General features: G+C 68.1%; 23 protein-coding genes. 15 read left to right on the top strand and 8 right to left on the bottom strand.

Annotation, left to right across the window (positions count from 1 at the left end; genetic code table 11):
• Positions 1 to 35 precede the first annotated feature (35 nt).
• The 4 genes from QM693_RS11380 (at position 36) to QM693_RS11365 (ending at position 2,170) form a co-directional block, all read left to right on the top strand.
• A complete protein-coding gene (locus QM693_RS11380; RefSeq protein ID WP_005239244.1) occupies positions 36 to 347 on the top strand; it encodes a DivIVA domain-containing protein in 312 nt (103 codons plus the stop codon).
• Positions 344 to 919 (top strand): DNA-3-methyladenine glycosylase I, encoded by a 576-nt coding sequence (locus QM693_RS11375; RefSeq protein ID WP_283352376.1) that lies wholly within the window; start codon positions 344 to 346, stop codon positions 917 to 919. Before QM693_RS11380 ends, QM693_RS11375 begins: the two co-directional genes overlap by 4 nt.
• Positions 920 to 1,069: 150 nt before the next feature.
• On the top strand, positions 1,070 to 1,237 hold the full coding sequence (locus QM693_RS11370) for a DUF3117 domain-containing protein (RefSeq protein ID WP_003936084.1): 168 nt from the start codon (positions 1,070 to 1,072) through the stop codon (positions 1,235 to 1,237).
• A 90-nt stretch (positions 1,238 to 1,327) separates the two neighbouring features.
• Positions 1,328 to 2,170 carry a putative RNA methyltransferase gene (locus QM693_RS11365; RefSeq protein WP_283352375.1) on the top strand — a complete coding sequence of 281 codons (843 nt, stop codon included), beginning with the start codon at positions 1,328 to 1,330 and terminating at the stop codon, positions 2,168 to 2,170.
• A 9-nt stretch (positions 2,171 to 2,179) separates the two neighbouring features.
• On the opposite strand, the gene glgA is transcribed toward QM693_RS11365, so the two are convergent.
• Positions 2,180 to 3,349 carry a glycogen synthase gene (gene glgA / locus QM693_RS11360; protein ID WP_283332886.1) on the bottom strand — a complete coding sequence of 390 codons (1,170 nt, stop codon included), beginning with the start codon at positions 3,347 to 3,349 and terminating at the stop codon, positions 2,180 to 2,182.
• A gap of 121 nt (positions 3,350 to 3,470) precedes the next feature.
• On the opposite strand from glgA, the gene glgC reads away from it, so the two are divergent.
• Positions 3,471 to 4,685, top strand: a complete 1,215-nt coding sequence (glgC, locus tag QM693_RS11355; RefSeq protein WP_283332887.1) for a glucose-1-phosphate adenylyltransferase — start codon at positions 3,471 to 3,473, stop codon at positions 4,683 to 4,685.
• 28 nt (positions 4,686 to 4,713) lie between these two features.
• Here the strand turns inward: glgC and QM693_RS11350 are convergent, their stop codons facing one another.
• Positions 4,714 to 5,352: an O-methyltransferase gene (locus QM693_RS11350; RefSeq protein WP_283352374.1), complete on the bottom strand. Its 639-nt coding sequence runs from the start codon at positions 5,350 to 5,352 to the stop codon at positions 4,714 to 4,716.
• Positions 5,353 to 5,635: 283 nt separating this feature from the next.
• On the opposite strand from QM693_RS11350, the gene sigE reads away from it, so the two are divergent.
• From sigE to tatB, 4 genes are all read left to right on the top strand, one after another.
• The gene (sigE, locus tag QM693_RS11345; RefSeq protein WP_005239257.1) at positions 5,636 to 6,268 is read left to right on the top strand and encodes an RNA polymerase sigma factor SigE; all 633 of its coding nucleotides are present in this window, start codon (positions 5,636 to 5,638) and stop codon (positions 6,266 to 6,268) included.
• Positions 6,269 to 6,284: 16 nt separating this feature from the next.
• Positions 6,285 to 6,647, top strand: coding sequence for an RNA polymerase subunit sigma-70 (locus tag QM693_RS11340; protein WP_283332888.1), 363 nt, complete (start codon positions 6,285 to 6,287; stop codon positions 6,645 to 6,647).
• 94 nt (positions 6,648 to 6,741) lie between these two features.
• Positions 6,742 to 8,265 (top strand): S1C family serine protease, encoded by a 1,524-nt coding sequence (locus QM693_RS11335; RefSeq protein WP_105412773.1) that lies wholly within the window; start codon positions 6,742 to 6,744, stop codon positions 8,263 to 8,265.
• A gap of 69 nt (positions 8,266 to 8,334) precedes the next feature.
• A complete protein-coding gene (gene tatB / locus QM693_RS11330; protein WP_283352373.1) occupies positions 8,335 to 8,760 on the top strand; it encodes a Sec-independent protein translocase protein TatB in 426 nt (141 codons plus the stop codon).
• 66 nt (positions 8,761 to 8,826) lie between these two features.
• Here tatB and QM693_RS11325 read toward each other — a convergent pair whose 3' ends face one another.
• The 5 genes from QM693_RS11325 to QM693_RS11305 form a co-directional block, all read right to left on the bottom strand.
• Entirely contained in the window at positions 8,827 to 9,963 is a 1,137-nt protein-coding gene (locus tag QM693_RS11325) for an Mrp/NBP35 family ATP-binding protein (protein ID WP_105412772.1), read from the bottom strand.
• 23 nt (positions 9,964 to 9,986) lie between these two features.
• The gene (locus tag QM693_RS11320; RefSeq protein ID WP_283332890.1) at positions 9,987 to 10,865 is read right to left on the bottom strand and encodes a lytic transglycosylase domain-containing protein; all 879 of its coding nucleotides are present in this window, start codon (positions 10,863 to 10,865) and stop codon (positions 9,987 to 9,989) included.
• A 292-nt stretch (positions 10,866 to 11,157) separates the two neighbouring features.
• Positions 11,158 to 12,327 carry a lytic transglycosylase domain-containing protein gene (locus QM693_RS11315; RefSeq protein ID WP_283332891.1) on the bottom strand — a complete coding sequence of 390 codons (1,170 nt, stop codon included), beginning with the start codon at positions 12,325 to 12,327 and terminating at the stop codon, positions 11,158 to 11,160.
• Between the two features lie 116 nt (positions 12,328 to 12,443).
• The gene (locus tag QM693_RS11310; RefSeq protein WP_280783506.1) at positions 12,444 to 12,965 is read right to left on the bottom strand and encodes a DUF1003 domain-containing protein; all 522 of its coding nucleotides are present in this window, start codon (positions 12,963 to 12,965) and stop codon (positions 12,444 to 12,446) included.
• Complete coding sequence (locus QM693_RS11305) at positions 12,962 to 14,233, bottom strand: magnesium transporter MgtE N-terminal domain-containing protein (protein WP_105412769.1); 1,272 nt, start codon at positions 14,231 to 14,233, stop codon at positions 12,962 to 12,964. Before QM693_RS11305 ends, QM693_RS11310 begins: the two co-directional genes overlap by 4 nt.
• 71 nt (positions 14,234 to 14,304) lie before the next feature.
• Here QM693_RS11305 and QM693_RS11300 point away from each other — a divergent pair, with 71 nt between their 5' ends.
• From QM693_RS11300 to QM693_RS11275, 6 genes are all read left to right on the top strand, one after another.
• Positions 14,305 to 15,267, top strand: a complete 963-nt coding sequence (locus tag QM693_RS11300; protein ID WP_283332892.1) for an HpcH/HpaI aldolase/citrate lyase family protein — start codon at positions 14,305 to 14,307, stop codon at positions 15,265 to 15,267.
• Positions 15,268 to 15,334: 67 nt separating this feature from the next.
• Positions 15,335 to 15,826 carry a general stress protein gene (locus tag QM693_RS11295; protein WP_005239275.1) on the top strand — a complete coding sequence of 164 codons (492 nt, stop codon included), beginning with the start codon at positions 15,335 to 15,337 and terminating at the stop codon, positions 15,824 to 15,826.
• Between the two features lie 250 nt (positions 15,827 to 16,076).
• Positions 16,077 to 17,441, top strand: coding sequence for an ABC transporter substrate-binding protein (locus QM693_RS11290; protein ID WP_283352372.1), 1,365 nt, complete (start codon positions 16,077 to 16,079; stop codon positions 17,439 to 17,441).
• The gene (locus QM693_RS11285) at positions 17,438 to 18,385 is read left to right on the top strand and encodes a carbohydrate ABC transporter permease (protein WP_005573473.1); all 948 of its coding nucleotides are present in this window, start codon (positions 17,438 to 17,440) and stop codon (positions 18,383 to 18,385) included. The genes QM693_RS11290 and QM693_RS11285 overlap by 4 nt, the downstream gene beginning before the upstream one ends.
• Before the next feature lie 2 nt (positions 18,386 to 18,387).
• Positions 18,388 to 19,224 carry a carbohydrate ABC transporter permease gene (locus tag QM693_RS11280; RefSeq protein ID WP_005239292.1) on the top strand — a complete coding sequence of 279 codons (837 nt, stop codon included), beginning with the start codon at positions 18,388 to 18,390 and terminating at the stop codon, positions 19,222 to 19,224.
• 37 nt (positions 19,225 to 19,261) lie between these two features.
• Positions 19,262 to 20,431 (top strand): ABC transporter ATP-binding protein, encoded by a 1,170-nt coding sequence (locus QM693_RS11275; RefSeq protein WP_280783508.1) that lies wholly within the window; start codon positions 19,262 to 19,264, stop codon positions 20,429 to 20,431.
• Here QM693_RS11275 and QM693_RS11270 read toward each other — a convergent pair.
• Positions 20,401 to 21,936: an MFS transporter gene (locus QM693_RS11270; protein WP_283332893.1), complete on the bottom strand. Its 1,536-nt coding sequence runs from the start codon at positions 21,934 to 21,936 to the stop codon at positions 20,401 to 20,403. The genes QM693_RS11275 and QM693_RS11270 overlap by 31 nt on opposite strands.
• Positions 21,937 to 21,957: the final 21 nt, after the last annotated feature.

Genomic DNA, 21,957 nt, shown 5'->3' with positions numbered 1-21,957 from the left:
AGGTTGCTGTCGGACGTCCGTGACAGGATCGGGGCATGGTGACAGCCCTGCTCTATCTGCTCGTCATGGCGTTCGTCGGCGCGATGCTGTTCCTCGCCGCCAGTGCGGTGTTCGGCCGTTCCGAGGAACTCGCGCCCCTGCCGCCCGGCACCACACTCACGGCCCTGCCCGCCGAGGGTGTGACGGGTGCCGACGTGGAGGCGTTGCGTTTCCAGCAGACGTTGCGGGGGTACAAAGCCAGCGAGGTCGACTGGGCGCTGTCCCGGCTGGGCCGTGAAATCGATTCGCTGCGTGAGCAGTTGGCGGCGGTCGAAGCCGCGTCCGAACGGCCGGGTGATGCCTCGTGACAGCCCCCGACGACCGGGTGCGGTGCGCGTGGGCGGTCGACACGGACGGGTCCCGGCTGTACCGCGACTACCACGACCTCGAGTGGGGTCGTCCGCTGCACGGCCGCGACGAGTTGTACGAGAGGCTGTGCCTCGAAGCGTTCCAGTCGGGATTGTCGTGGATCACGATTCTCCGTAAACGCGAGGCCTTCCGGGCCGCGTTCGCCGAGTTCGATCCGGAGGCGGTGGCCCGCTACACCGAACGGGACGTGGCACGCCTGCTCGAGGACGCGTCGATCGTGCGGAACCGGGCCAAGATCGAGGCGTCGGTGAGCAATGCGCGGGCCCTCCTGGAGTTGTCGGACACCGACCTCGACACCCTGCTGTGGTCGTTCGCCCCGCCGCCGCGCCCGAGCCGCCTGGCCACCGTGAACGACGTCCCGGCGGTCACTCCGGAGTCCACCGCGATGGCGAAGGAATTGAAGCGCCGCGGGTTCAAATTTGTGGGCCCTACCACTGCTTATGCACTCATGCAGGCCACCGGGATGGTGGACGACCACGTCGCCGCCTGCTGGGTCCCGATCACCGCCTGAACTGCCGGTGGACCTGCCTATTCGTGACTCAGGTTCCCGGTACTCGTGTCCATAGGGAAGAATGGATGTCACAAGCCTCGCCGAGTGTTGGCGGGGTGCCAAAATTTGTCGAGGCGCAAGCAGGCAGCGCAGATCTGGAGGGAGCAGAGGATGGCGGCCATGAAGCCCCGGACCGGGGACGGTCCCCTCGAAGCAACCAAAGAGGGACGAGGAATCGTCATGCGGGTTCCGCTCGAGGGTGGTGGACGTCTGGTTGTCGAGCTCACCCCGGAGGAAGCTGCCGCACTCGGTGAAGAGCTCAAGGGCGTCACCAGTTAGTCGAGTGCGGAGAGAACCTCACAGGGCAGGCCCCGTCGCCGTTCTCGGTGCGGGGCCTGTTCCGTGTCCGGAACCGGGAGGCGAACGTTCGTGCTGGCCGATGTGACCGACCTGCTGGCGTGCCCGCAGTGCCGGTCTCGCGTGGAACTCGCCGAAGGTACGATCCTGTGCGACCAGGGGCACGCCTTCGATGTGGCGCGGCAGGGCTACGTGAGCCTGATGACCGGGGCCGGCGGCAAGTTCGACGGCGACAGCCCCGAAATGATCGCCGCACGTGCCGACTTCCTCGGCGGCGGCAGCTTCGACCCGCTGATGGATGCCGTCGCCGACGCCGTGGTGGCAGGCACCGGACCCGGCGACGATCCCCGGATCCTCGAGATCGGCGCGGGCACAGGCCACTACCTGGCGCGCGTCCTCGACGCCGTCCCGACCGGCCGGGGAATCGGCCTCGACGTATCCAAGTACGCGGCCCGGCGCATCGCCAAGGCACACCCACGCGCCGGAGCAGTGGTTGCCGACGTGTGGCAACACCTTCCGGTGCGGGACCACGTGCTCAGCCACGTCCTGTGCGTATTCGCGCCGCGCAACGCCGACGAGGCGCACCGGGTGCTCGCCGAGCGCGGGTCTCTGGTGGTCCTCACCCCCACGGAGCGGCACCTGGGGGAGCTCGTGGACCTGCTCGGCATGGTCCGGGTGGACGACCGGAAGGTCGAACGTCTCGGGGCAGCGATGTCCGGGCGATTCGAGCGCACCGACCACGTGGCCGTGGAGTACCCGATGTCTCTGTCGCACCTCGACGTGGCCCGGCTCGTCGGGATGGGGCCGTCGGCACGGCACCTCACCGCCGACCGGCTGGCGTCCTCGATCGCGGCGCTGCCGCAGGACTATCCGGTGACGGCGTCGGTGACGGTGTCCACCTACACCCGGCTCTGAGCTCGTCGCTCAGCGCCGGGACAGCGCGTCCTGGTAGACGTCGAGGGTCTGCTGCGCGATGGCAGCCCAGGAGAACTCGGCGATCGCCCGCGCCCGTCCCGCCTTGCCCATCGCCTGGGCGGTGCCGACGTCGGCCGCGATTGTGTTGACCGCCTCGGCCAGCGCCTGTTCGAACGCCTCGGGCTCGTACGAGTTGTAGTGCACCAGACGGCCGGTGACCCCGTCCTCCACCACCTCGGGGATACCGCCGACATCGGACGCGACGACCGCGGTCTCGCAGGCCATGGCCTCGAGGTTCACGATCCCCAGCGGCTCGTACACGGACGGGCACACGAAGACGGTTGCGGCCGACAGGATCTCCCGCACCTGGTCGGTGGGGAGCATTTCCCGCACCCAGAACACGTTGCCCCGATGTGCCGCGAGCGCGGCGACGGCCTGCTCGGTCTCGGCGGCGATCTCCGGGGTGTCGGGGGCTCCCGCGCACAGCACCAACTGGATTTCTGGCGCGAAGTGGTGTGCCGCGGCGATCAGGTGACCGACGCCCTTCTGCCGGGTGATGCGGCCGACGAACGCCACCATCGGCTGGTCCGGGTCGACGCCGATCTTCGCGAGGGCGGAGTCTCTCGGACCTGCGGGCCCCGCGTGCCAGACGGACGTGTCGATCCCGTTGCGCACCACGTGGACCCGGTGCGGGTCGACGAACGGATACGCGTCGAGGACGTCGAGTCGCATCCCGGCGCTCACGGCGATCACCGCGTCGGCGTGCTCCACGGCGTTGCGCTCGGACCACGAGGAGATGCGGTAGCCGCCGCCCAGCTGCTCCGCCTTCCACGGCCTCCGCGGCTCGAGGGAATGGGCGGTGAGGATGTGGGGCACGTCGTACAACGCGGACGCCAGATGGCCCGCCAGGCCGGTGTACCAGGTGTGGGAATGCACGACGTCGGCACCGGTCGCGGCGTCCGCCATGCGCAGTTCGGCGGACAGCGTCGCGAGTGCCGGATTGGCCCCGGCCAGGGCGGGATCGGGGGTATGTACGACCGCTCCGATGCGCGGAGCGCCCATACAGTGCACGTCCACCTCACACAGCTGCTTCAACTGAGCAACCAGTTCGGTGACGTGTACACCCGCACCGCCATAGATCTCCGGTGGGTATTCCTTGGTCATCATCGCCACCCGCACCGGCCTAACGTAACCGTCCGGGCCGCTTCGGGCCACCGCTCTCGGACACATTCAGGTATCGGAGAAACCGTGACTCGGCGCTTCGCTGGCGGGGGGAGTGGCCGCCCGATAGGTTGACAGGGTGAGGAGCCAGCCACATGTGCTTGGAATCGTGCTCGCCGGCGGCGAGGGCAAACGTCTCTATCCGCTCACCGCGGATCGGGCGAAGCCCGCTGTGCCTTTCGGAGGCGCCTACCGGTTGATCGATTTCGTGCTCAGCAATTTGGTCAATGCGGGATACCTCCGCCTGTGTGTTCTGACGCAGTACAAGTCGCACTCGTTGGACCGCCACATCTCTCAGACGTGGCGACTGTCCGGGTTCGCGGGTGAATACATCACTCCCGTTCCCGCGCAGCAACGTCTGGGCCCGCGCTGGTACACCGGTAGTGCGGACGCGATCCTGCAGTCGCTGAACCTCGTCTACGACGAGGATCCCGAGTACATCGTGGTGTTCGGTGCCGACCACGTGTACCGGATGGACCCGGAGCAGATGGTGCAGCACCACATCGAGTCGGGTGCGGGAGTGACGGTGGCCGGAATCCGGGTGCCGCGCAGCGAGGCGTTCGCGTTCGGCTGTATCGACAGCGACGAGTCGGGCCGCATCGTCCAGTTCCTCGAGAAGCCGGCGCATCCGCCGGGAACCCCGGACGACCCCAACATGACGTTCGCGTCGATGGGTAACTACGTGTTCACCACCAAGGTGCTCGTCGACGCCATCCGGGCCGACTCCGAGAACTCCGACTCCGACCACGACATGGGCGGCGACATCATCCCCGCGCTGGTCGAGGCGGGCGAGGCGTCCGTGTACGACTTCAAGGACAACATCGTTCCCGGCGCCACCGACCGCGACCGGGGTTACTGGCGCGACGTGGGAACGCTCGACGCGTTCTACGACGCCCACATGGATCTCGTGTCGGTCCACCCGATCTTCAACCTCTACAACCGTCGGTGGCCGATCCGCGGTGAGACGGAGAACCTGGCGCCGGCCAAGTTCGTGCAGGGCGGCCTCGCGCAGGAGTCCGTGGTCGGGGCCGGGTGCATCCTGTCCGCGGCCACCGTGCGCAACTCCGTGCTCAGCTCCAACGTGATGATCGACAGCGGCGCGACGGTCGAGGGCAGCGTCCTCATGCCCGGTGTGCGCATCGGCAAGGGGGCCGTCGTGCGCCGCGCGATCCTCGACAAGAACGTGGTCGTCGGCGACGGCGAGATCATCGGCGTCGACCTCGAGCGCGACAAGCAACGCTTCGCCGTCAGCAACGGCGGCGTCGTCGCCATCGGCAAGGGCGTCTGGATCTAGCGGGAGGGCCCCGGAACGAACCGGGCTCTCAGAGCTTGGACGCGCAGAGCAGACCGTCGCCGATCGGCAGGAACACGCGGATCAGCTGGTCGTCCTCCGCGAGCGCCTTCGCGGCCTCGCGGACGGCGACGGTCGCCGCGTCACGCTGGCTCGGGTCGACGACCCGCCCGCCGTGCAGGGCGTTGTGCAGCACGATCGCGCCGCCCGGACGCAGCAGGCGAACCCCTTCACGGACGTAATGCGGGTGATCGACCGGTGCGCTGTCGACGAACACCAGGTCATACGCCCCGTCGGCGAGCCGCGGCAGAACGTCCAGCGCCCGGCCGTTGATGAGCCGCGTCCGGGCGGGTGCGATGTCGTTGGTGCGGAACGACAGCTTGGCGGCCCGCTGGTGCTCGGGTTCACTGTCGATCGTGGTGAGGACGCCGTCCTCGCGCATGCCCCGGAGCAGCCACAAACTGCTCACACCCGCGCCGGTTCCGACCTCGACGACCGTCTTGGCGTCCAGCATGCGGGCAAACAGGGCTAGAGCAGCACCGACCGCGGGAGGTACCGGACCGGCACCGAGGTCGTCCGCCCGCTCCCTGGCCGCACCGAGGGCCTCGTCTTCACGGACAGCCCCTTCTGCGTGGGTGAGTATCCGTTCGGCGTTTGTCTGCACGCTCATGAGGCTATCGGGGTCTCGTCATCGCCGCTGCGAGGCGCGCTCGACAACAATGCCGCGACCTGCCCGGCCGCGATTCTCAGGAATACCTCAGCTTGCTCACACCGCACACATATCGCGGTGGGAAAGAGTATGTCCAACGCCAGATCCGAAGACCGCCCGGCGGGGAGATCACGACGACGGAGGAAAGTCCGAGAATCGGGGAACAAATCCCGGCCCTCGGGAGTTGACGCCTATACCACGTCCAGTGATCTGCGGTCCTGAGTAGGAGGATCCACTTAACTCGATGAGCAACCACACGATGGCTCCTGACGAGAGAAACACCGACGAGCAGCTGTCGGACGCCGAGCTGACGGGCACTGCTGTGTTCGATGCCACAGGCGAGAAGTCCGCCATGCCGTCCTGGGACGAACTCGTCCGCGAGCACGGCGACCGAGTCTACCGACTGGCCTACCGGCTGTCGGGCGACGCACAGGACGCCGAGGACCTCACTCAGGACACGTTCATCCGCGTGTTCCGTTCCCTGTCCGACTACCAGCCCGGCACGTTCGAGGGCTGGCTGCACCGCATCACCACCAACCTCTTCCTCGATATGGTCCGCCGTCGTAACCGCATCCGCATGGAAGCGCTCCCGGAGGACTACGATCGTGTCCCGGCCGACGGGCCGAACCCCGAGGAGATCTACCACGACGCCCGCCTGGACGCGGATCTGCAGGCAGCGCTCGATTCGTTGGCCCCGGAGTTTCGCGCCGCGGTCGTGCTGTGTGACATCGAAGGACTGTCCTACGAGGAGATCGGTGCCACACTGGGTGTCAAGCTCGGAACCGTGCGCAGCCGCATCCACCGCGGCAGGCAGGCTCTGCGCGAGCATCTGGCTGTGAACGGAAAGGTTGACTCCGATCAGATCGGCGTCGGGTAGTTACCAGGAGGGACGAATGACGCAGGGGCGTGTACCTCGCCAGTTTGGCTCCACCGAACACCTGGCGAGTGAGGCGATCGCCGCCTTCGTCGACGGTGAACTCCGCATGTCCGCCTATCTGCGCGCCGCCCACCACCTGTCGATCTGCGCCGAGTGTGCGTTCGAGGTGGACTCCCAGCAACAGGCCAGGCGTGCCCTGCGCCGCAGCGGCGACGTCGCCATGCCGTCCGGCCTCCTCGGTCTGCTGAGCCAGATCCCCAGTTGCAACCAGGGCGATCCCGCCGACAAAACCCCGTTCGACTCCCACACCCCGGATTCGCCGCTCACGAGCGCGTACTCGATCACGAGCCGGATCTGGTCCCGGCGTCGGCGCCGTTGAGCGCATCCGGACCGACGACGGCGGTGTCCGCGCTCAGCGAGGCATCGGTGATACTGGGGCGCGTGACTGACGCACACGAGGGGGACACGACAGCGTGACGGCGGATTACAAGACTCCGGGTTCCGATACGACGGCACCCGACGGTCCCGTGGCGGACGAGTCGGGCACGCTCCGCCCGGCGGACGCCCCACGGCTCGATCCGAGGCCCGTCTACCGGCCGCAGATCGACGCAGCGTCCAGCCGCGCATTCGGCCGGCCCGGTGGCGTCACCGGTTCCTTCGCCCCGTCGGACGCCCGGGGTGAGAGCGAACCCTCGGTGAAGGTCGGTGCCCCCGACCCCGTGCTGGCGGAGGCGTTCGGCCGGCCGGACGGCGAGGTCGACACCATTCAGCGTGATCCCAACGAGAAGCCCGCGACCCCGGCAGCCGAGGCGCCGCCCGCCGACCCCTGGCGTGATCCCGACGCGGGCGTCGAGCTGGGCTCCCCGGCGTTGCACGCCGAAGAACGTTCCCGCCCGCCCGCCCCCGCGCTCAGCGCCCGCGAAGTCCTGTTCGGCGGCAAGGTGGCGCCGAAGGCGCTCGTCGCGCTCGGCGGAATCGCACTCGCAATCGGTCTGGTCGGCGGCCTCCTGGCCGCCGTGATCACCGCCGATCGCAGCTCGCTCACCAGCCAGAGCGTCACCCTCGTCCAGGGCGGCGGCGAGGACGACCTCGGCCAGTCGCCCGTCGCGCAGGTCGCGGACGCCGTGCTGCCCGCCGTCGTGTCCATCCAGGTGGCGGTCGGCGACCAGGGCAGTACCGGTTCGGGTGTCGTCATCGACGGCGCCGGCTACATCGTCACCAACAATCACGTCATCTCCGCCGCGGCCACCGCCCCCGACGGCGGCAAGATCCAGGTGATCTTCTCGGACGGAACCAAGGCCGACGCCCAGATCGTCGGTCGCGACATCAAGACCGACCTGGCCGTGCTCAAGGTGTCCGCCGACAACCTGACGGTCGCGGAACTCGGCAAGTCCGGCGACGTGCAGGTCGGTGAGGACGTCGTCGCCGTCGGATCGCCCCTCGGGCTCAGCAAGACCGTCACCCGCGGAATCGTCAGCGCCCTGCATCGTCCGATGCGACTGTCCGGCGAGGGCTCCGACACGAACGCCGTCATCGACGCCGTCCAGACCGACGCCGCCATCAACCACGGCAACTCGGGTGGCGCGCTCGTCGACGACACCGGCCGGGTCATCGGCATCAACACCGCCATGCTCAGCGAGTCCGGCGGTTCGGTGGGTCTCGGCTTCGCAATTCCCATCGACGACGTCACGACGGTCGCTCAGACCCTCATCCGGGACGGCAAGATGCACCACCCGGACATCGGCGTCAATGCCCGCACCGTCGTCAACGACAACACCAGCGGCGCCCAGGTGGCCAATGTCCGTTCGGACAGCCCGGCCGCGCGCGCAGGGGTCGTCGAGAACGATGTGATCGTCAAGGTCGGTGACCGCACGGTCACCAGCGCCGACGAACTGGTCGTGGCCGTCAACCTGCAGAAGATCGGCGAACCCGTCCGGGTTCAGCTGATTCGCGAGGGCCGACTCGTCGATGTCGACGTGACCCCGGCCTCCGACTGACTCGAGAGGTTGCTGTGAGATCGCTCCGTCACCTGGGCACACACCCTCACCGCACAGTAGGCTGACCACGTGTTCGGCAACATTGGTTGGGGCGAGTTCATGGTCCTCCTCGTCGCAGCTCTGGTCATTTTGGGACCCGAGCGGCTTCCGGGTGCGGTCAGCTGGGTAACGAAATCACTGAGGCAGGTCCGTGAGTATGCGAGCGGCGCCAGCCAGCAGCTCAAGGACGAGCTCGGTCCGGAATTCGAGGATCTGCGCAAGCCGCTGTCGGACCTCAATCAGCTGCGCGGCATGACACCGCGCGCGGTCATCACCAAGCATCTGCTCGACGGTGACGATTCGATTCTCACCGGCAACTTCGACAAGCCGAGTTCGGTGTCGTTCGACAAGTCCGGGACGAAGGCCGTGAGCGTCGATCCGTCGACGCCCACTCCGCCGCAGAACAAGCCCCTCGCGGCAGGCGAGCGCCCCCCGATCGACCTCGACGCAACATAGGCCCTCCGGGCTCGTGCGCCTTTCCGGTTGCTCCGGCAACCGGAAAGGCGCACAGGCCCGTAGCGCCTAGAGGTGGCGGGTGGTGTCGATCCCCAGCGACATTCCGGCGAGTCCCCGCTTGCGGACGGCCAGCTTGTCCGCGATGTCGCGGAGTGCCGTCGCGGCCGGCGAATCCGGGTGGCCGAGGACGATGGGAACGCCGCCGTCGCCGCCTTCACGGACCGCCTGCTCGAGCGGGATCTGTCCCAGCAGCGGCACCTTCGCGCCCACAGCCTTCGTGAGACGGTCGGCGACCGCCTGTCCGCCGCCGGACCCGAAGATGTCCATCCGGCTGCCGTCGGGCATGTCCATCCAGGACATGTTCTCGACGACTCCGACGATGCGCTGACGGGTCTGCAATGCGATGGCGCCCGCGCGCTCGGCCACCTCGGCGGCAGCCTGCTGCGGAGTGGTGACGACGAGGATCTCCGCACCGGGGATCAGCTGCGCGACGGAGATGGCGACGTCGCCGGTGCCGGGCGGCAGATCGAGCAGCAGTACGTCCAGGTCGCCCCAGAAGACGTCGGCGAGGAACTGCTGCAGCGCGCGGTGCAGCATCGGTCCACGCCAGACGACCGGGGTGTTGCCCTGGGTGAACTGGGCGATGGAGATCATCTTCACGTCGTGCGCGACGGGCGGCATGATCATGCGCTCCACCTGCGTGGGCTTGGCGTCGGTGCCGAGCATGCGGGGAACGGAGTGTCCGTAGATGTCGGCGTCGAGAACGCCCACCGACAGTCCGCGGGCGGCGAGTGCGGCGGCCAGGTTGACGGTGACACTGGACTTGCCGACGCCGCCCTTACCGGACGCGACCGCGTAGACGCGGGTCAGGGAACCCGGCTGGGCGAACGGGATGACGGGCTCGGCCGAGTCTCCGCGCAGTGACTTGCGGAGTTCGGTGCGCTGCTCGTCGCTCATCACGTCGAGTTCGACGCGGATCGCACCGACACCGGGGACGTCCGCCACGGCCTTGGTGACACGGTCGCTGATCTCGGTCCGCATCGGGCAGCCCGCGGTGGTCAGGTAGATCGCGATGTCGACGCTGTCGTCGGACGCGATGTCGATGCTCTTGACCATCCCGAGTTCGGTGATCGGTTTCCGGATCTCGGGATCCTGGACGCGCGCCAGGGCGCTACGTACAGCGGACTCGCTCAGGACTGGCATGACTCAATGGTAAGGATGTGCGCTCAGTGGATGCGCGGCAGGTCCGCGGCTGCCGGGATGATTCCGCTGGAGTAGCCGGCGGACCAGGCGAGCACGTTGGCTACGTAGGCGGCGGAGTTGTTGTAACGGTGCACGGCCTTGGCGGCCTGAATCGGATCCTTGACGTTCAATCCGCCGTCGCACAGGTACTTTCCGGTGGTCAGCGCGGAGTCGAAGAGGTTCTGCGGATCGGCGACGCCGTCGCCGTTGCCGTCGCCCGCGTAGCGGTTCCACGTCTCGGGGAGGAACTGGGTGGGGCCGACTGCGCGGTCGTAGTTGGCGTCGCCGTCCAGCTTGCCGCCGTCGGTGTCGCGGATCACCGCGTTGCCGCCAAGGGTGCCGTCGAGGACGGGGCCGAGGACGGGCTTGAGCATGTTGCCCTTGTCATCCGCCTTGCCGTCGTAGGCGTGGGTGGACTCGACGCGGCCGATTCCGGCGATGAGCGTCCAGTACATGCCGCACCCCGGCTGTTCGACGGCGAGCATGCGCTCGGCGTTCTGGTACGCCGTGACGCTGATGGCCGGGATGCCGAGCGCGCCCTGGGCGATGCTCGCCGGGAGGGGCGGGGTGGCCTGGACGGGTGCGAGTGCCGGCGCAGCGGGCGCCGCTTCGGCTGCCGGTGCGGCCTCGGCGGCGGTCTCGGCCACGGGGGTGACGGCTTCCGCGGCCTCGGGTGCGGTGTCGGTCGCCTCCTGGGCGACGTCGGCGACCTCCGACGAGGAGTTAGTGGAGAGGAAAGGGACCTTGGGTGCGGCGCCGGCCGTGTTGGCTGCGGTGATCAGTCCGATGGGGACGAGTCCGGTAAGCGCGATGACCGAATTGCGGCGGATATGGGAGTCCGTCTTCTTGTTGTGCCGACCCACTCGATTGCCTCCTGCGACCCCCGTCTTGGGGTGTTCCGTTCAACTGACCGGATCGAGGCTACCTGATTCGATACGTTTCCGTTATCCAACCGTGATCAAACGGACTTGTATCGCACGATTCCGTTACTCCGAAGGCATGTGAGCGAGGGTAACGAACACGGCAAGGTCACGCCAGGACGTGGAGGTGCCGGGGGTCCGGCACGGATCGGGCCGGTCGGTGCGTCACGATCCGGACACCGGAACACTCCGCCGCGCGCCCTGCAAGCAGAGCGCGCGGCGGAGGCGGAGGTGACTACCGGGGAACGACGTCGGCCGGAGGGGCGCCCGGGGCGGGCTCGACCGGGCCGGGCGTGACGGATGCCGGGACGCCGGGGTCGGCGGGCGGGCAGAAGATCAGACAGGGCAGTTGCGGCAGCGGCGGGAGTCCGGGAATCGGCGGGGCCGGAGCGGGCGTCGCGGGAGTGGCCGCGCCGTCCGTGGACGGCTGCGGGGTGGTCGCGAGATCGCGTGGAAGGTCCGATTCGGCCGCGGCGGCGTCGGCGAGACGTCCGGGCGACGGCGACGCCGACTCCGACAACTGGCTCGGCGTCGGAGTTCCCCCGTTCCGGTAGGCGTTCGACCAGGTGATGACGTTGGCGGCGTACGCGGCAGAGTTGTTGTACCGCAGGACCGCGCGGGTCTCCTGGAGCGGATCGCGGAGGTCGAGACCACCCGAGCAGAGGTACCGGGCGGCCGCCAGCGTCGCGTCGAACACGTTGTTCGGATCGGCCACACCGTCCGCGTTGCCGTCGGAGGCGTACTTGGCCCACGTGGAGGGAATGAACTGCATCGGTCCAACGGCGCGATCGTGCCCGGGGTCGCCGTCCGTGGCGCCGCGGTCGGTGTCTCGGATGACCTCGTTGCCGGCCAGTCTGCCGTCGAGAACGGGACCCAGGATCGGGGTGATCGTGGTGCCGACCGAGTCGGTCCGGCCGCCGCCGGCGTGACCCGATTCGATGCGGCCGATACCGGCCAGCAGATGCCACGGCAGACCGCACTTCGGGGACTCCGCCATCATCTCGAGTTCCGCGGATCGGTACGCGTTGAGCACGATCTCCGGGATGCCCAGAGCGCTCAGGATCACCGGTGCGGCGATGAGCCCGGTGCCGGACGGCGACGTCGGGGATGTGGGATTTGTCACGGCGGGCAGCGGTGCGGGCGCGGGCGGCGGGGGAGCGGCCCGCTGCGACCGGGCGACCCGCGGTGTCGGCGCCACGATTCCCGACGGCGGGAAGTACGCGGCCTGGGGCGTGGTTCCCGGCGTGATCGACGCCGCCGTGAGTGTCGTCGCTCCCGTCGTGGAACCGAACGCGGAAGTGCCCACGGACGCTCCACTCACAGCAGAACCGCCGGTCGAGGACCCGAGGGTGGCAACTGCGCCCACTGTCAGGGCAGTCACCGTCAACAGTCCACGTATCCGCACTCGATCACCCCCTGCGGTGCTCTTCGCTTTCGCACACCGCATACATCCGAGAAGATGTGACTGACGTTACATATACGTGATCGACCCTGCCGGAGTTTGCGGGGATTTGCCGACCCTCATTTGCGCCGGGTGCGGGTGTCTTCGTCGTCGCCCAGCAGCGACTTGATCTCGTCGAGCTCGCGCCGCAGGTAGTCGCGGGTGGCGACCTCGCCGATCGCGATGCGCAGCGCGGCCAGTTCCCGGGCGAGGAACTCGGTGTCCGCCTTCGTCTGCTCGGCGCGCGAGCGGTCCTCCTCGAGAGAGACGCGGTCGCGGTTCTCCTGGCGGTTCTGCGCCAGCAGGATCAGCGGAGCCGCGTACGCGGCCTGGGTGGAGAACGCCAGGTTGAGCAGGATGAACGGGTACGGGTCCCACTGCAAACGGACGGCGAAGACGTTGATGATGATCCAGACGATCACCACCACCGTCTGGATCATCAGGTAGCGGCCCGTGCCGAGGAACCGGGCGAAGTTCTCGCTGGCCCGGCCGACGGCCTCCACGTCGTACGTGACCCGGAAGCGGCGGGTACCCCGCGGGGTGTCGAGGCGCTGCCGGTCGGACAGGCTCCGGGCGGCCGCGCTGGCTGACTTCTCGCTCATCCGTCGATCTCCTCTTCACGCCAGTCCTCGGGGAGGAGGTGGTCCAGGACATCGTCGACGGTGACCGCCCCGATCAGGTGGTCCTCGGCGTCGACCACCGGCCCGCACACCAGGTTGTAAGTGGCGAAGTAGCGGGTCACAGACGTCAGGGAATCCTCGGGTGCCAGCCGCGGCATGTCGGTGTCGAGCAGTCCGCCGACCAGGCTCGCGGGCGGTTCCCGCAGCAGTTTCTGCAGGTGCACGCAACCGAGGTAGCGGCCCGTCGGCGTCGCGGTCGGTGGGCGGACGACGAACACCATGCTCGCGAGAGCGGGGGTGACGTCCGAGATCCGGGCACGGGCCAGCGCCTCGGCGACCGTCGTCGAGGCGGTGAGGACCACCGGCTCCGGAGTCATCAGACCACCCGCGGTGTCGGGGGAGTGCTCGAGCAGCCGGCGGACCGGCTCGGAGTCCTGGGGGTCCATCAGCTGCAGCAGCGATTCGGCCTCGGTCTCGGGAAGTTCACCGAGGAGGTCGGCGGCGTCGTCGGGGTCCATGGCCTCGAGGACGTCCGCGGCGCGCTCGACCTCGAGGTGCATGAGCAGGTCCGTCTGGTCGTCGGAGGGCAGTTCCTGGACGACGTCGGCGAGACGTTCGTCGTCGAGTGCGAGGGCGAGTTCGTGGCGGCGTTTCTCCGGCAGGAGCCGCATCGCGTTCGCGACGTCGGCCGCGCGCATGCCCTCGAACTGCGTGAGCAGTGCCGAGACGCCCTGGCCGGGCATCGCCAGGTCGGTCTGTGTGAGGCCCTGGACGTGCTGCCACTCGACGACGTGCATGGCGGCGCGGCGACCGAGTCGGCCGCGGTGCCCGCGCACCGCGACCTTCGACACCACCCAGTCCCGGGTGCGGGTCTGCTCGATTCCCAGATCGACGACGATGATGTCGGCGTCCCGCAGCTCCTCGAGTTCCGGGTCGTCCACGCGCACGTGGGAATCCGCCACCTGGGCGAGGGCGAGCACCTCGCCGGGCCGCTGCTGGAATCGGCGCAGACTGACGTTGCCGGTGGTGAGTGTCACCGAGCTCGGTTCGATGGCGGTGACGCGGAGCATCGGGACGAAGATGCGTTTGCGCGTGAACAATTCGATGACCAGTCCGAGGACGCGCGGCTGCTGCCGGCCGACGCGCGCGGTGATCACCACGTCCCGGACGCGGCCGATCGACTCCCCGTCGGGGCCGAGCACCACCAGGCCGGCCAGCCTGGCTGCAAAAACCTTGTTCGCAGCTGCCATGATTGCCAGGCTAGATCCTTGTACAGAAATACAGGGAATCGAACACCTGCGAAAGTGGAGGATCGTCCGTCATGAGTTCCGTCTACAGGCCACGGCGATCGGTGCTCGCCGTTCCGGGCAGCAGCCGCAAGATGATCGACAAGGCGAAGGGGCTGCCCGCGGACGAGATCTTCCTCGACCTCGAGGACGCGGTGGCGCCGCTCGCCAAGCAGGAAGCGCGCGGCACCATCGCCGAGGCGCTCGCCGAGGACGGGTGGGGCGACCAGATCAAGGTGGTGCGGGTCAACGACTGGACCACCGAGTGGACGTACGCCGACGTCGTCGAGGTCGTGGGACGCGCGGGCGCCCACCTCGACGCGATCCTGCTGCCGAAAGTGCCGGACGCCAGTCATGTTCAGGCCCTCGACCTGCTGCTGACCCAGATAGAGAAGGCCAACGGGCTCGAGGTGGGCCGGATCGGTATCGAGCCGCAGATCGAGAATGCGATCGGGCTCACCAACATCGACGCCATCGCGACGGCCAGCCCCCGCGTGCAGACCCTGGTGTTCGGTCCCGCCGACTTCATGGCGAGCATCAACATGCGCACGCTGGTCGTCGGGGAGCAGCCGGACGGCTACGACCGTGGCGACGCCTACCACCACATCCTGATGACCATCCTGATGGCCGCCCGCGCGCACGGGGTGCAGGCCATCGACGGTCCCTATCTCCAGATCCGCGACGTGGAGGCGTTCCGTCGGTCGGCGCAGCGCACGGCCGCGCTCGGCTTCGACGGCAAATGGGTGCTGCATCCCACCCAGATCGAGGCGGCGAACGATGTGTTCAGCCCCCGTCAGGACGATTACGACCGGGCCGAACTGATCCTGGACGCCTACGAGTTCCACACCTCCGCGGCCGGCGGCGGTCGCGGTGCCGTCATGCTCGGCGACGAGATGATCGACGAGGCGAGTCGCAAGATGGCGCTGGTGATCTCCGCGAAGGGTCGCGCCGCGGGTATGAAACGGACCACCGAGTTCGTGCGACCCGACGCGAAATAGCCTCAGCAGGCAGAATGGTTCTCACAGGACCGATCCTGAGAGAACCACACGAGGAGACCAGCTGACGATGACGAATCCACTCGGACAGTCCAATGGGGCGCGGCGTGGGGCTCTGCCGGAACCCCCCACGGGCTGGCCCATCGGTTCGTATCCCACGTACGCGGAGGCGCAGCGCGCCGTCGACTACCTCTCCGATCAGGAATTCTCGGTGGAGGACGTCACCATCGTGGGTGTCAACCTCATGCAGGTCGAGCGGGTGCTGGGCCGCCTCACCTGGGCGAAAGTGATTGGCGGGGGCATTGTTTCGGGGGCCTGGCTCGGCGTGTTCTTCGGGTTGCTGCTGGGCATCGTCACGGGCGGTTTCCTGGCGCCGCTCGTCGTCGGCATCGTCGGCGGCATCATCTTCGGGCTGATCTCCACGACGATCCCGTACGCGGCGACGCGGGGAACCCGGGACTTCGCGTCGACCATGCAGCTGGTCGCCGGGCGGTACGACGTGCTGTGCGAGCCGAAGTCGGCGGAGAAGGCCCGGGACATGCTGGCCAAACTGGCGCTCTGATCGGCGCTCCCGCCTCGACCTGCGGGTTGCGGTCGGGTCACGGATTGCGTCCCATTCGCGACGTTCGCGGCGATTTCACCCAGTTCGCCGACGATGTCGGATAGGTTTACGGCGCAATGCGTGGGCCCAGGCCCGCGCCGAAACCGTGACCTGTCGGTGGAGTGCGCGTTCCGGCAGGAACAAATGTGCGGGCCCGCGTGCCCAGCCGTACCGCGACTGGATCCGTGAGGGGCCGCTCGAGGAGGCGGCTGTGCTGTATCGCACCAAGCCCGGACGCTCGCTGAAGTGGGGACTGATCGGTGCCGCCGCCGTCCTCACCGTTCCCCTGCTGCCTGCGTGCGGGTCGTCCGAAGAGGGCATCGTCCTCAGCTTCTACACGGCTGCCGACGGCGCCGAACAGTATGCGGAGGCCGCGGCCAACTGCACGGCGGCGGCCGGCGGCCGGTACACCGTGGAGCAGCGCACGCTGCCGAAGGGCGCGGACGATCAGCGGCTCCAGTTGGCCCGCCGGCTCACCGGAAACGACACGTCACTCGACATCATGACACTCGACGTGGTGTGGACCGCCGAGTTCGCCGAGGCCGGCTGGGCGGTGCCGCTCCCGCCCGGCATCGCGGCGGAGGTCAGCGAGGGCACGCTCGAAGGCCCCCTCGAATCCGCGAAGTGGCAGGACCAGCTGTACGCCGCGCCGCTGAACACCAACACCCAGTTGCTGTGGTACCGCAAGGACCTCATGCCGGACGGGCAGCCGCCGCAGACGTGGGATCAGATGATCGACATCGCGGAGGGCCTCGCCGCGGAGGGGCGGCCCAGTTGGATCGGGGTGCAGGGCAAGCAGTACGAGGGCCTGATGGTGTGGTTCAACACCCTGCTCGCGAGCGCGGGCGGGTCCGTCGTCGCCGAGGACGGGACCACCGTGACGGTCGCGGACGGTGACGCCGCGCTGAAGGCGCTCGAGGTCATGAAGCGGGTGGCCACCGCAGAGGGTGCCGACCCGTCGGTGTCCCAGGGCGACGAGGCGTCGTCCCGGCTGGGGATGGAGAGCGGAAAGGCTGCGTTCGAGGTCAATTGGCCGTTCGTGCTGCCGGGCATGATCGAGAACGCGGAGAAGGGGGACCTGCCGTTCATCGACGAGAAGGGCAACCCGACGTCCGTGGACACAGGTAACACGGTGCTCACCGTCGACGGTCAGCAGAACTTCCTCCCGGCGCCGTACCCGTCGGTGATCCCCGGGCGTCCGGCCGAGGTGACGATCGGCGGATTCAACATCGCGGTCGCGAAGACCAGCCAGCATCCGGACCTGGCGTTCGAGGCGGTGTCGTGCCTGCGGAACGAGGAGAACCAGCGCAACAACGCCGTCAACGGTGGTGTGCCGCCGACGTTGGCGAGCCTGTACGACGACCCGGCGTTCCAGGAGGCGTACCCGGCGTGGCGTGAGGTGCGGGAGAGCCTCGAGACGGCATCCGTCCGCCCGGTGTCACCGGCGTACCAGAGCATTTCGACCCTGATCACCGACACGCTGAATCCGGTCGGTGACATCGACCCGCCGCGCACCGTCGACGAACTCGCCGAACAGGTACGCAAGGCGGTCAACTCGGAAGGGCTGATCCCGTGACGACCGAAACCGTGCAGGCGGACCGGGCCGAAGAGCCGAAAGTCGCGTCGAAGAAGCAGATCTCGGAAGGGAAGAAGGCCGAACGCAGACTGGGGTTGTGGTTGGTGGCTCCCGCCGCGATCCTCATGGTCGCGGTGACGGCCTACCCCGTCGTCTACGCGGTGTGGCTGAGCCTGCAGCGCTACGACCTCCGCTTCCCCGACGACCGCAAATTCGTGGGCCTCGCGAACTACGTGTCGGTGCTGTCGGACGCGTACTGGTGGCAGGCCTTCGCGGTGACGGTGGGCATCACGGTCGTGTCGGTGGTGATCGAGTTCGTCCTGGGCCTGATCCTGGCGCTCGTGATGCACCGGACGCTGGTCGGGAAGGGCATCGTGCGGACGGTGGTGCTGATCCCGTACGGCATCGTCACCGTGGCCGCCGCGTACAGCTGGTACTACGCGTGGACGCCGGGCACCGGGTATCTCGCCAACCTGCTGCCCGACGGCAGCGCCCCGCTGACGCAGCAGATTCCGTCGCTGGCGATCATCGTGCTCGCCGAGGTGTGGAAGACGACGCCGTTCATGGCGCTGCTGCTGCTCGCCGGACTGGCCCTCGTCCCCGACGACCTCCTCAAGGCCGCTCAGGTCGACGGCGCCGGGGCGTGGACGCGGCTGGTGCGGATCATCCTGCCGCTGATGAAACCGGCAATCCTGGTGGCGCTGCTGTTCCGCACGCTCGACGCGTTCCGGATCTTCGACAACATCTACGTCCTCACCAAGGGCGCCAACGACACCGGATCACTGTCGATCCTCGGCTACGACAACCTGTTCAAGGCATTCAACCTCGGAATCGGCTCCGCGATCAGCGTCCTCATCTTCCTCTGCGTCGCGCTGCTCGCGTTCGTGTTCATCAAGCTGTTCGGCGCCTCGGCTCCCGGGTCCGACACGGAAGGAAACCGATAGCCATGGCCGTCGTCGACACACCTCGCCGCAAGATCAGCTGGTCCGTGGTCAACCTGCTCGTCCTGCTCTACGCACTGGTCCCGGTGCTGTGGATCGCCAGCCTGTCGTTCAAGCCCGCGGGAACGATCAAGGACGGCAAGTTCATTCCGCAGAAGTGGACACTCGACAACTACCGCGGAATCTTCCAGACCAACGCGTTCACCAGTGCGCTGATCAACTCCATCGGCATCGGGCTCATCTCCACGGTGATCGCCGTCGTCATCGGCACCATGGCCGCCTACGCCATTGCCCGGCTGGACTTCCCGGGCAAGAAGCTGCTGGTCGGCGTAGCCCTGCTGATCGCGATGTTCCCGCAGATCTCTCTCGTGAGCCCGCTGTTCGACATCGAGCGCAGGCTCGGGCTGTTCGACACCTGGGCGGGTCTGATCCTCCCGTACATCACGTTCGCGCTGCCGCTGGCCATCTACACGTTGTCCGCCTTCTTCAAGGAGATCCCCTGGGAGCTCGAGAAGGCGGCCAAGATGGACGGCGCCACACCGGCTCAGGCGTTCCGGAAGGTCGTGGCCCCGCTGGCGGCGCCGGGCATCGTCACCGCCGCGATCCTGGTCTTCATCTTCTGCTGGAACGACCTGCTGTTCGCGATCTCGCTGACCTCGACGGAACGGTCCATCACCGCGCCGGCCGCGATCGCGAACTTCACCGGCGCCTCCCAGTTCGAGGAGCCGACGGGCTCGATCGCCGCAGCCGCGATGGTGATCACGATCCCGATCATCATCTTCGTGCTGTTCTTCCAACGACGCATCGTGGCCGGTCTGACCTCCGGCGCGGTGAAGGGCTGAGACCTGCTTGCAGGGTCGAAACTATGAAGGAGTTTCTGTGGCCGAAATCGTGCTCGACAAGGTGACGAAGCTGTACCCGGACGGCGCCAAGGCGGTGAGCGACGTCGACATCACGATCGCCGACGGCGAATTCATCATTCTGGTCGGACCGTCCGGGTGCGGAAAGTCGACCACTCTCAACATGATCGCCGGCCTGGAGGACATCTCGTCCGGTGAACTGCGCATTGCGGGGGAGCGGGTCAACGAGAAGGCGCCGAAGGACCGCGACATCGCGATGGTGTTCCAGTCGTACGCGCTGTACCCGCACATGACGGTGCGGCAGAACATCGCGTTCCCGCTGACCCTGGCGAAGATGTCGAAGTCGGACATCGCGGCGAAGGTGGACAACGCCGCCAAGATCCTCGACCTCACCCAGCACCTCGATCGCAAACCGGCCAATCTGTCGGGCGGACAGCGGCAGCGGGTCGCGATGGGCCGGGCGATCGTCCGCAGCCCCAAGGCGTTCCTGATGGACGAGCCGCTGTCGAACCTCGACGCCAAACTCCGCGTCCAGATGCGCACCGAGATCGCCCGGCTGCAACAGCGACTCGGCACCACCACGGTGTACGTCACGCACGACCAGACCGAGGCGATGACCCTCGGCGATCGGGTGGTGGTGCTGCGGGGCGGTGTGGTTCAGCAGATCGGGGCGCCGCAGGATCTGTACGACCACCCGAACAACCTGTTCGTCGCCGGGTTCATCGGCTCGCCGTCGATGAACTTCTTCCCGGGGCAGCTCACCGCCGACGGGGTGTCGACGCCGCTCGGCGAGTTCACGCTGCCCCCGGAGACACGCGACAAGATCGGGTCGTCGAACACGGCGAAGGACGTCGTCGTCGGGATCCGTCCCGAGCACTTCGAGGACGTGGGGCTCGTCGACGAGGGGCAGAGAGCGGCCGGTGGCACCTTCACGGCCAACATCGAGGTGCTCGAGTCGATGGGTTCGGACAAGTACGCCTATTTCACGGCGGAGGGGCCGCAGGTGACCTCCCGGGAACTCGAGGAGCTCGCCGCAGACTCGGGTACCGCGGTCGCGGGCGGCGGGCAGCTGGTCGCCCGGTTGTCGACCGAATCGTCCGCGGCGCACGGCAGGCCGGTGGAACTGTGGTTCGACCGGGCGAAGATCGCCCTGTTCGATCAGGATTCGGGAGCGAACCTCACCCGTTGAGCGGGGCGCTCACCCGAACCGCGGGTGTTCGCTCCGCCGAGGCCACCGACGGTGCCCCACTCGGCCGCGAGGGCGGTCGCGTGGACCTCGTCCTCCTCCTCGTCGGAGGGGGTGCGGGTGGTGCGCGTGATCCCGAAGAACGGCAGCAGCCCGGCGAGGGCGGCGGCGGTCGCGCCGACGACGAACGCGATCACGTACGCCGATTCGGTCGGGACGTCCGTTCCGTCGATGGTGATGCCGGCGAGCAGGGTCGCGAGCAGCGCGCTGGCGACGGAACTGCCCACGGACCGGGCGATGGAATTGATGCTGTTCGCGACGCCGGTCTCGTCCTGCCGGACCTCGGCCACGAGCAGTGACGGCAGCGACGCGTACGCGAGGCTGATGTACGTGTTGACCAGCAGGATGGCCGCGATGACTTCCCACGTGCGGTCGTGGGCGAAGACGAACACGACGAAACCGCTGACGCCGACGACGCTCGCGGCAATGAGGACGGCGCGGGATCCGAAGCGGTGGATCAGTTTTCCGCTGAGGATCGAGGCGAGGACGCCGCTGATCGCGCCCGGCAGCAGGTATACGGTGCTGGCCTCGAGGACGGTGGCCCCGAAGCCGTATCCGGCCACCGCGCGCGGGGTCTGGACGAAGTACGAGCTGCCCAGGAACATCACGAACATCGACATGCCGACCACGAGCGCGGACAGGTGGGTGACGAGGACGGGCGGGTTGGTCAGCAGCCGGGGCGCGACGAGTGGGTCGGTGATCCTGCGTTCGAAGAGGAACCAGCCGATCAGGACCAGGATTCCGGCGATTCCGCTGACGATGGTGACGGGGGACGTCCAGCCCCAGGTGCCGCCCTCGGCGAGCGGCAGCAGGACGAGGACCAGGCCGGCGGCCAGAGCGGCCGCGCCGATCCAGTCGATGGATCCGGTTCCGGTGCGCGGGCGGCGGGGGATGGCGATCCAGGCGAGGACGAGTCCGGCGGCGGTGATGGCCGAGGACAGCCAGAAGATGCGGTGGAAGTCGGCGCCGTCGGAGACCAGCACACCGGTGAGGACGATGCCGAAGCATCCGCCGAATCCGAGGGTGCCGGAGAAGATCCCCATCGCCCCGGTCAGCTTCTCGGCGGGAAGTTCGTCACGCAGGACCGCGATGCCGATCGGGAACAGCGCGAACGACACGCCCTGGAGCACGCGGGCGAAGATCAGCACTCCTACCGACGTCGACAACGCACCGATGAGGGAACCGAGCAGCACGACCACGAGCACCCCGAGCAGGACGGGCCGTTTGCCGCGGAGATCGGCCAGGCGGCCGAGGACGGGCGTCGCGGTGGCGGCCGCGAGGAGGTTCGCGGTGAGGAGCCAGCCGACGGCGGTGGGGCCGACGTCGAGTTGCGAGCCGATGGTCCCGACGATCGGCACCACCAACGTTTGCAGAACGGCGACAATCATCACGACGAAGCACATGACGGGCAGGAGAGCCCTGGCTGCGGTTGTCGATCCGGCGGCCATGGGGTCCTCCTGTAGGGGTCG

This window comes from Rhodococcus sp. IEGM 1305 (assembly GCF_030058635.1).
Classification (GTDB): Bacteria; Actinomycetota; Actinomycetes; order Mycobacteriales; family Mycobacteriaceae; genus Rhodococcus_F; species Rhodococcus_F opacus_D.
Note: the sequence above shows the minus strand (reverse complement) of the source record. Positions and strands in the feature narration are given on the sequence as shown.

Excerpts from the sequence above, each read along its gene's own strand:
- QM693_RS11325 (WP_105412772.1), bottom strand. The coding sequence starts at position 9,963 with ATGCCAGTCCTGAGCGAGTCCGCTGTACGTAGCGCCCTGGCGCGCGTC.
- QM693_RS11380 (WP_005239244.1), top strand. The coding sequence starts at position 36 with ATGGTGACAGCCCTGCTCTATCTGCTCGTCATGGCGTTCGTCGGCGCG.
- QM693_RS11370 (WP_003936084.1), top strand. The coding sequence starts at position 1,070 with ATGGCGGCCATGAAGCCCCGGACCGGGGACGGTCCCCTCGAAGCAACC.
- QM693_RS11305 (WP_105412769.1), bottom strand. The coding sequence starts at position 14,233 with ATGGCAGCTGCGAACAAGGTTTTTGCAGCCAGGCTGGCCGGCCTGGTG.
- QM693_RS11350 (WP_283352374.1), bottom strand. The coding sequence starts at position 5,352 with ATGAGCGTGCAGACAAACGCCGAACGGATACTCACCCACGCAGAAGGG.
- QM693_RS11270 (WP_283332893.1), bottom strand. The coding sequence starts at position 21,936 with ATGGCCGCCGGATCGACAACCGCAGCCAGGGCTCTCCTGCCCGTCATG.
- sigE (WP_005239257.1), top strand. The coding sequence starts at position 5,636 with ATGAGCAACCACACGATGGCTCCTGACGAGAGAAACACCGACGAGCAG.
- QM693_RS11310 (WP_280783506.1), bottom strand. The coding sequence starts at position 12,965 with ATGAGCGAGAAGTCAGCCAGCGCGGCCGCCCGGAGCCTGTCCGACCGG.
- QM693_RS11280 (WP_005239292.1), top strand. The coding sequence starts at position 18,388 with ATGGCCGTCGTCGACACACCTCGCCGCAAGATCAGCTGGTCCGTGGTC.
- QM693_RS11300 (WP_283332892.1), top strand. The coding sequence starts at position 14,305 with ATGAGTTCCGTCTACAGGCCACGGCGATCGGTGCTCGCCGTTCCGGGC.
- QM693_RS11340 (WP_283332888.1), top strand. The coding sequence starts at position 6,285 with ATGACGCAGGGGCGTGTACCTCGCCAGTTTGGCTCCACCGAACACCTG.
- QM693_RS11295 (WP_005239275.1), top strand. The coding sequence starts at position 15,335 with ATGACGAATCCACTCGGACAGTCCAATGGGGCGCGGCGTGGGGCTCTG.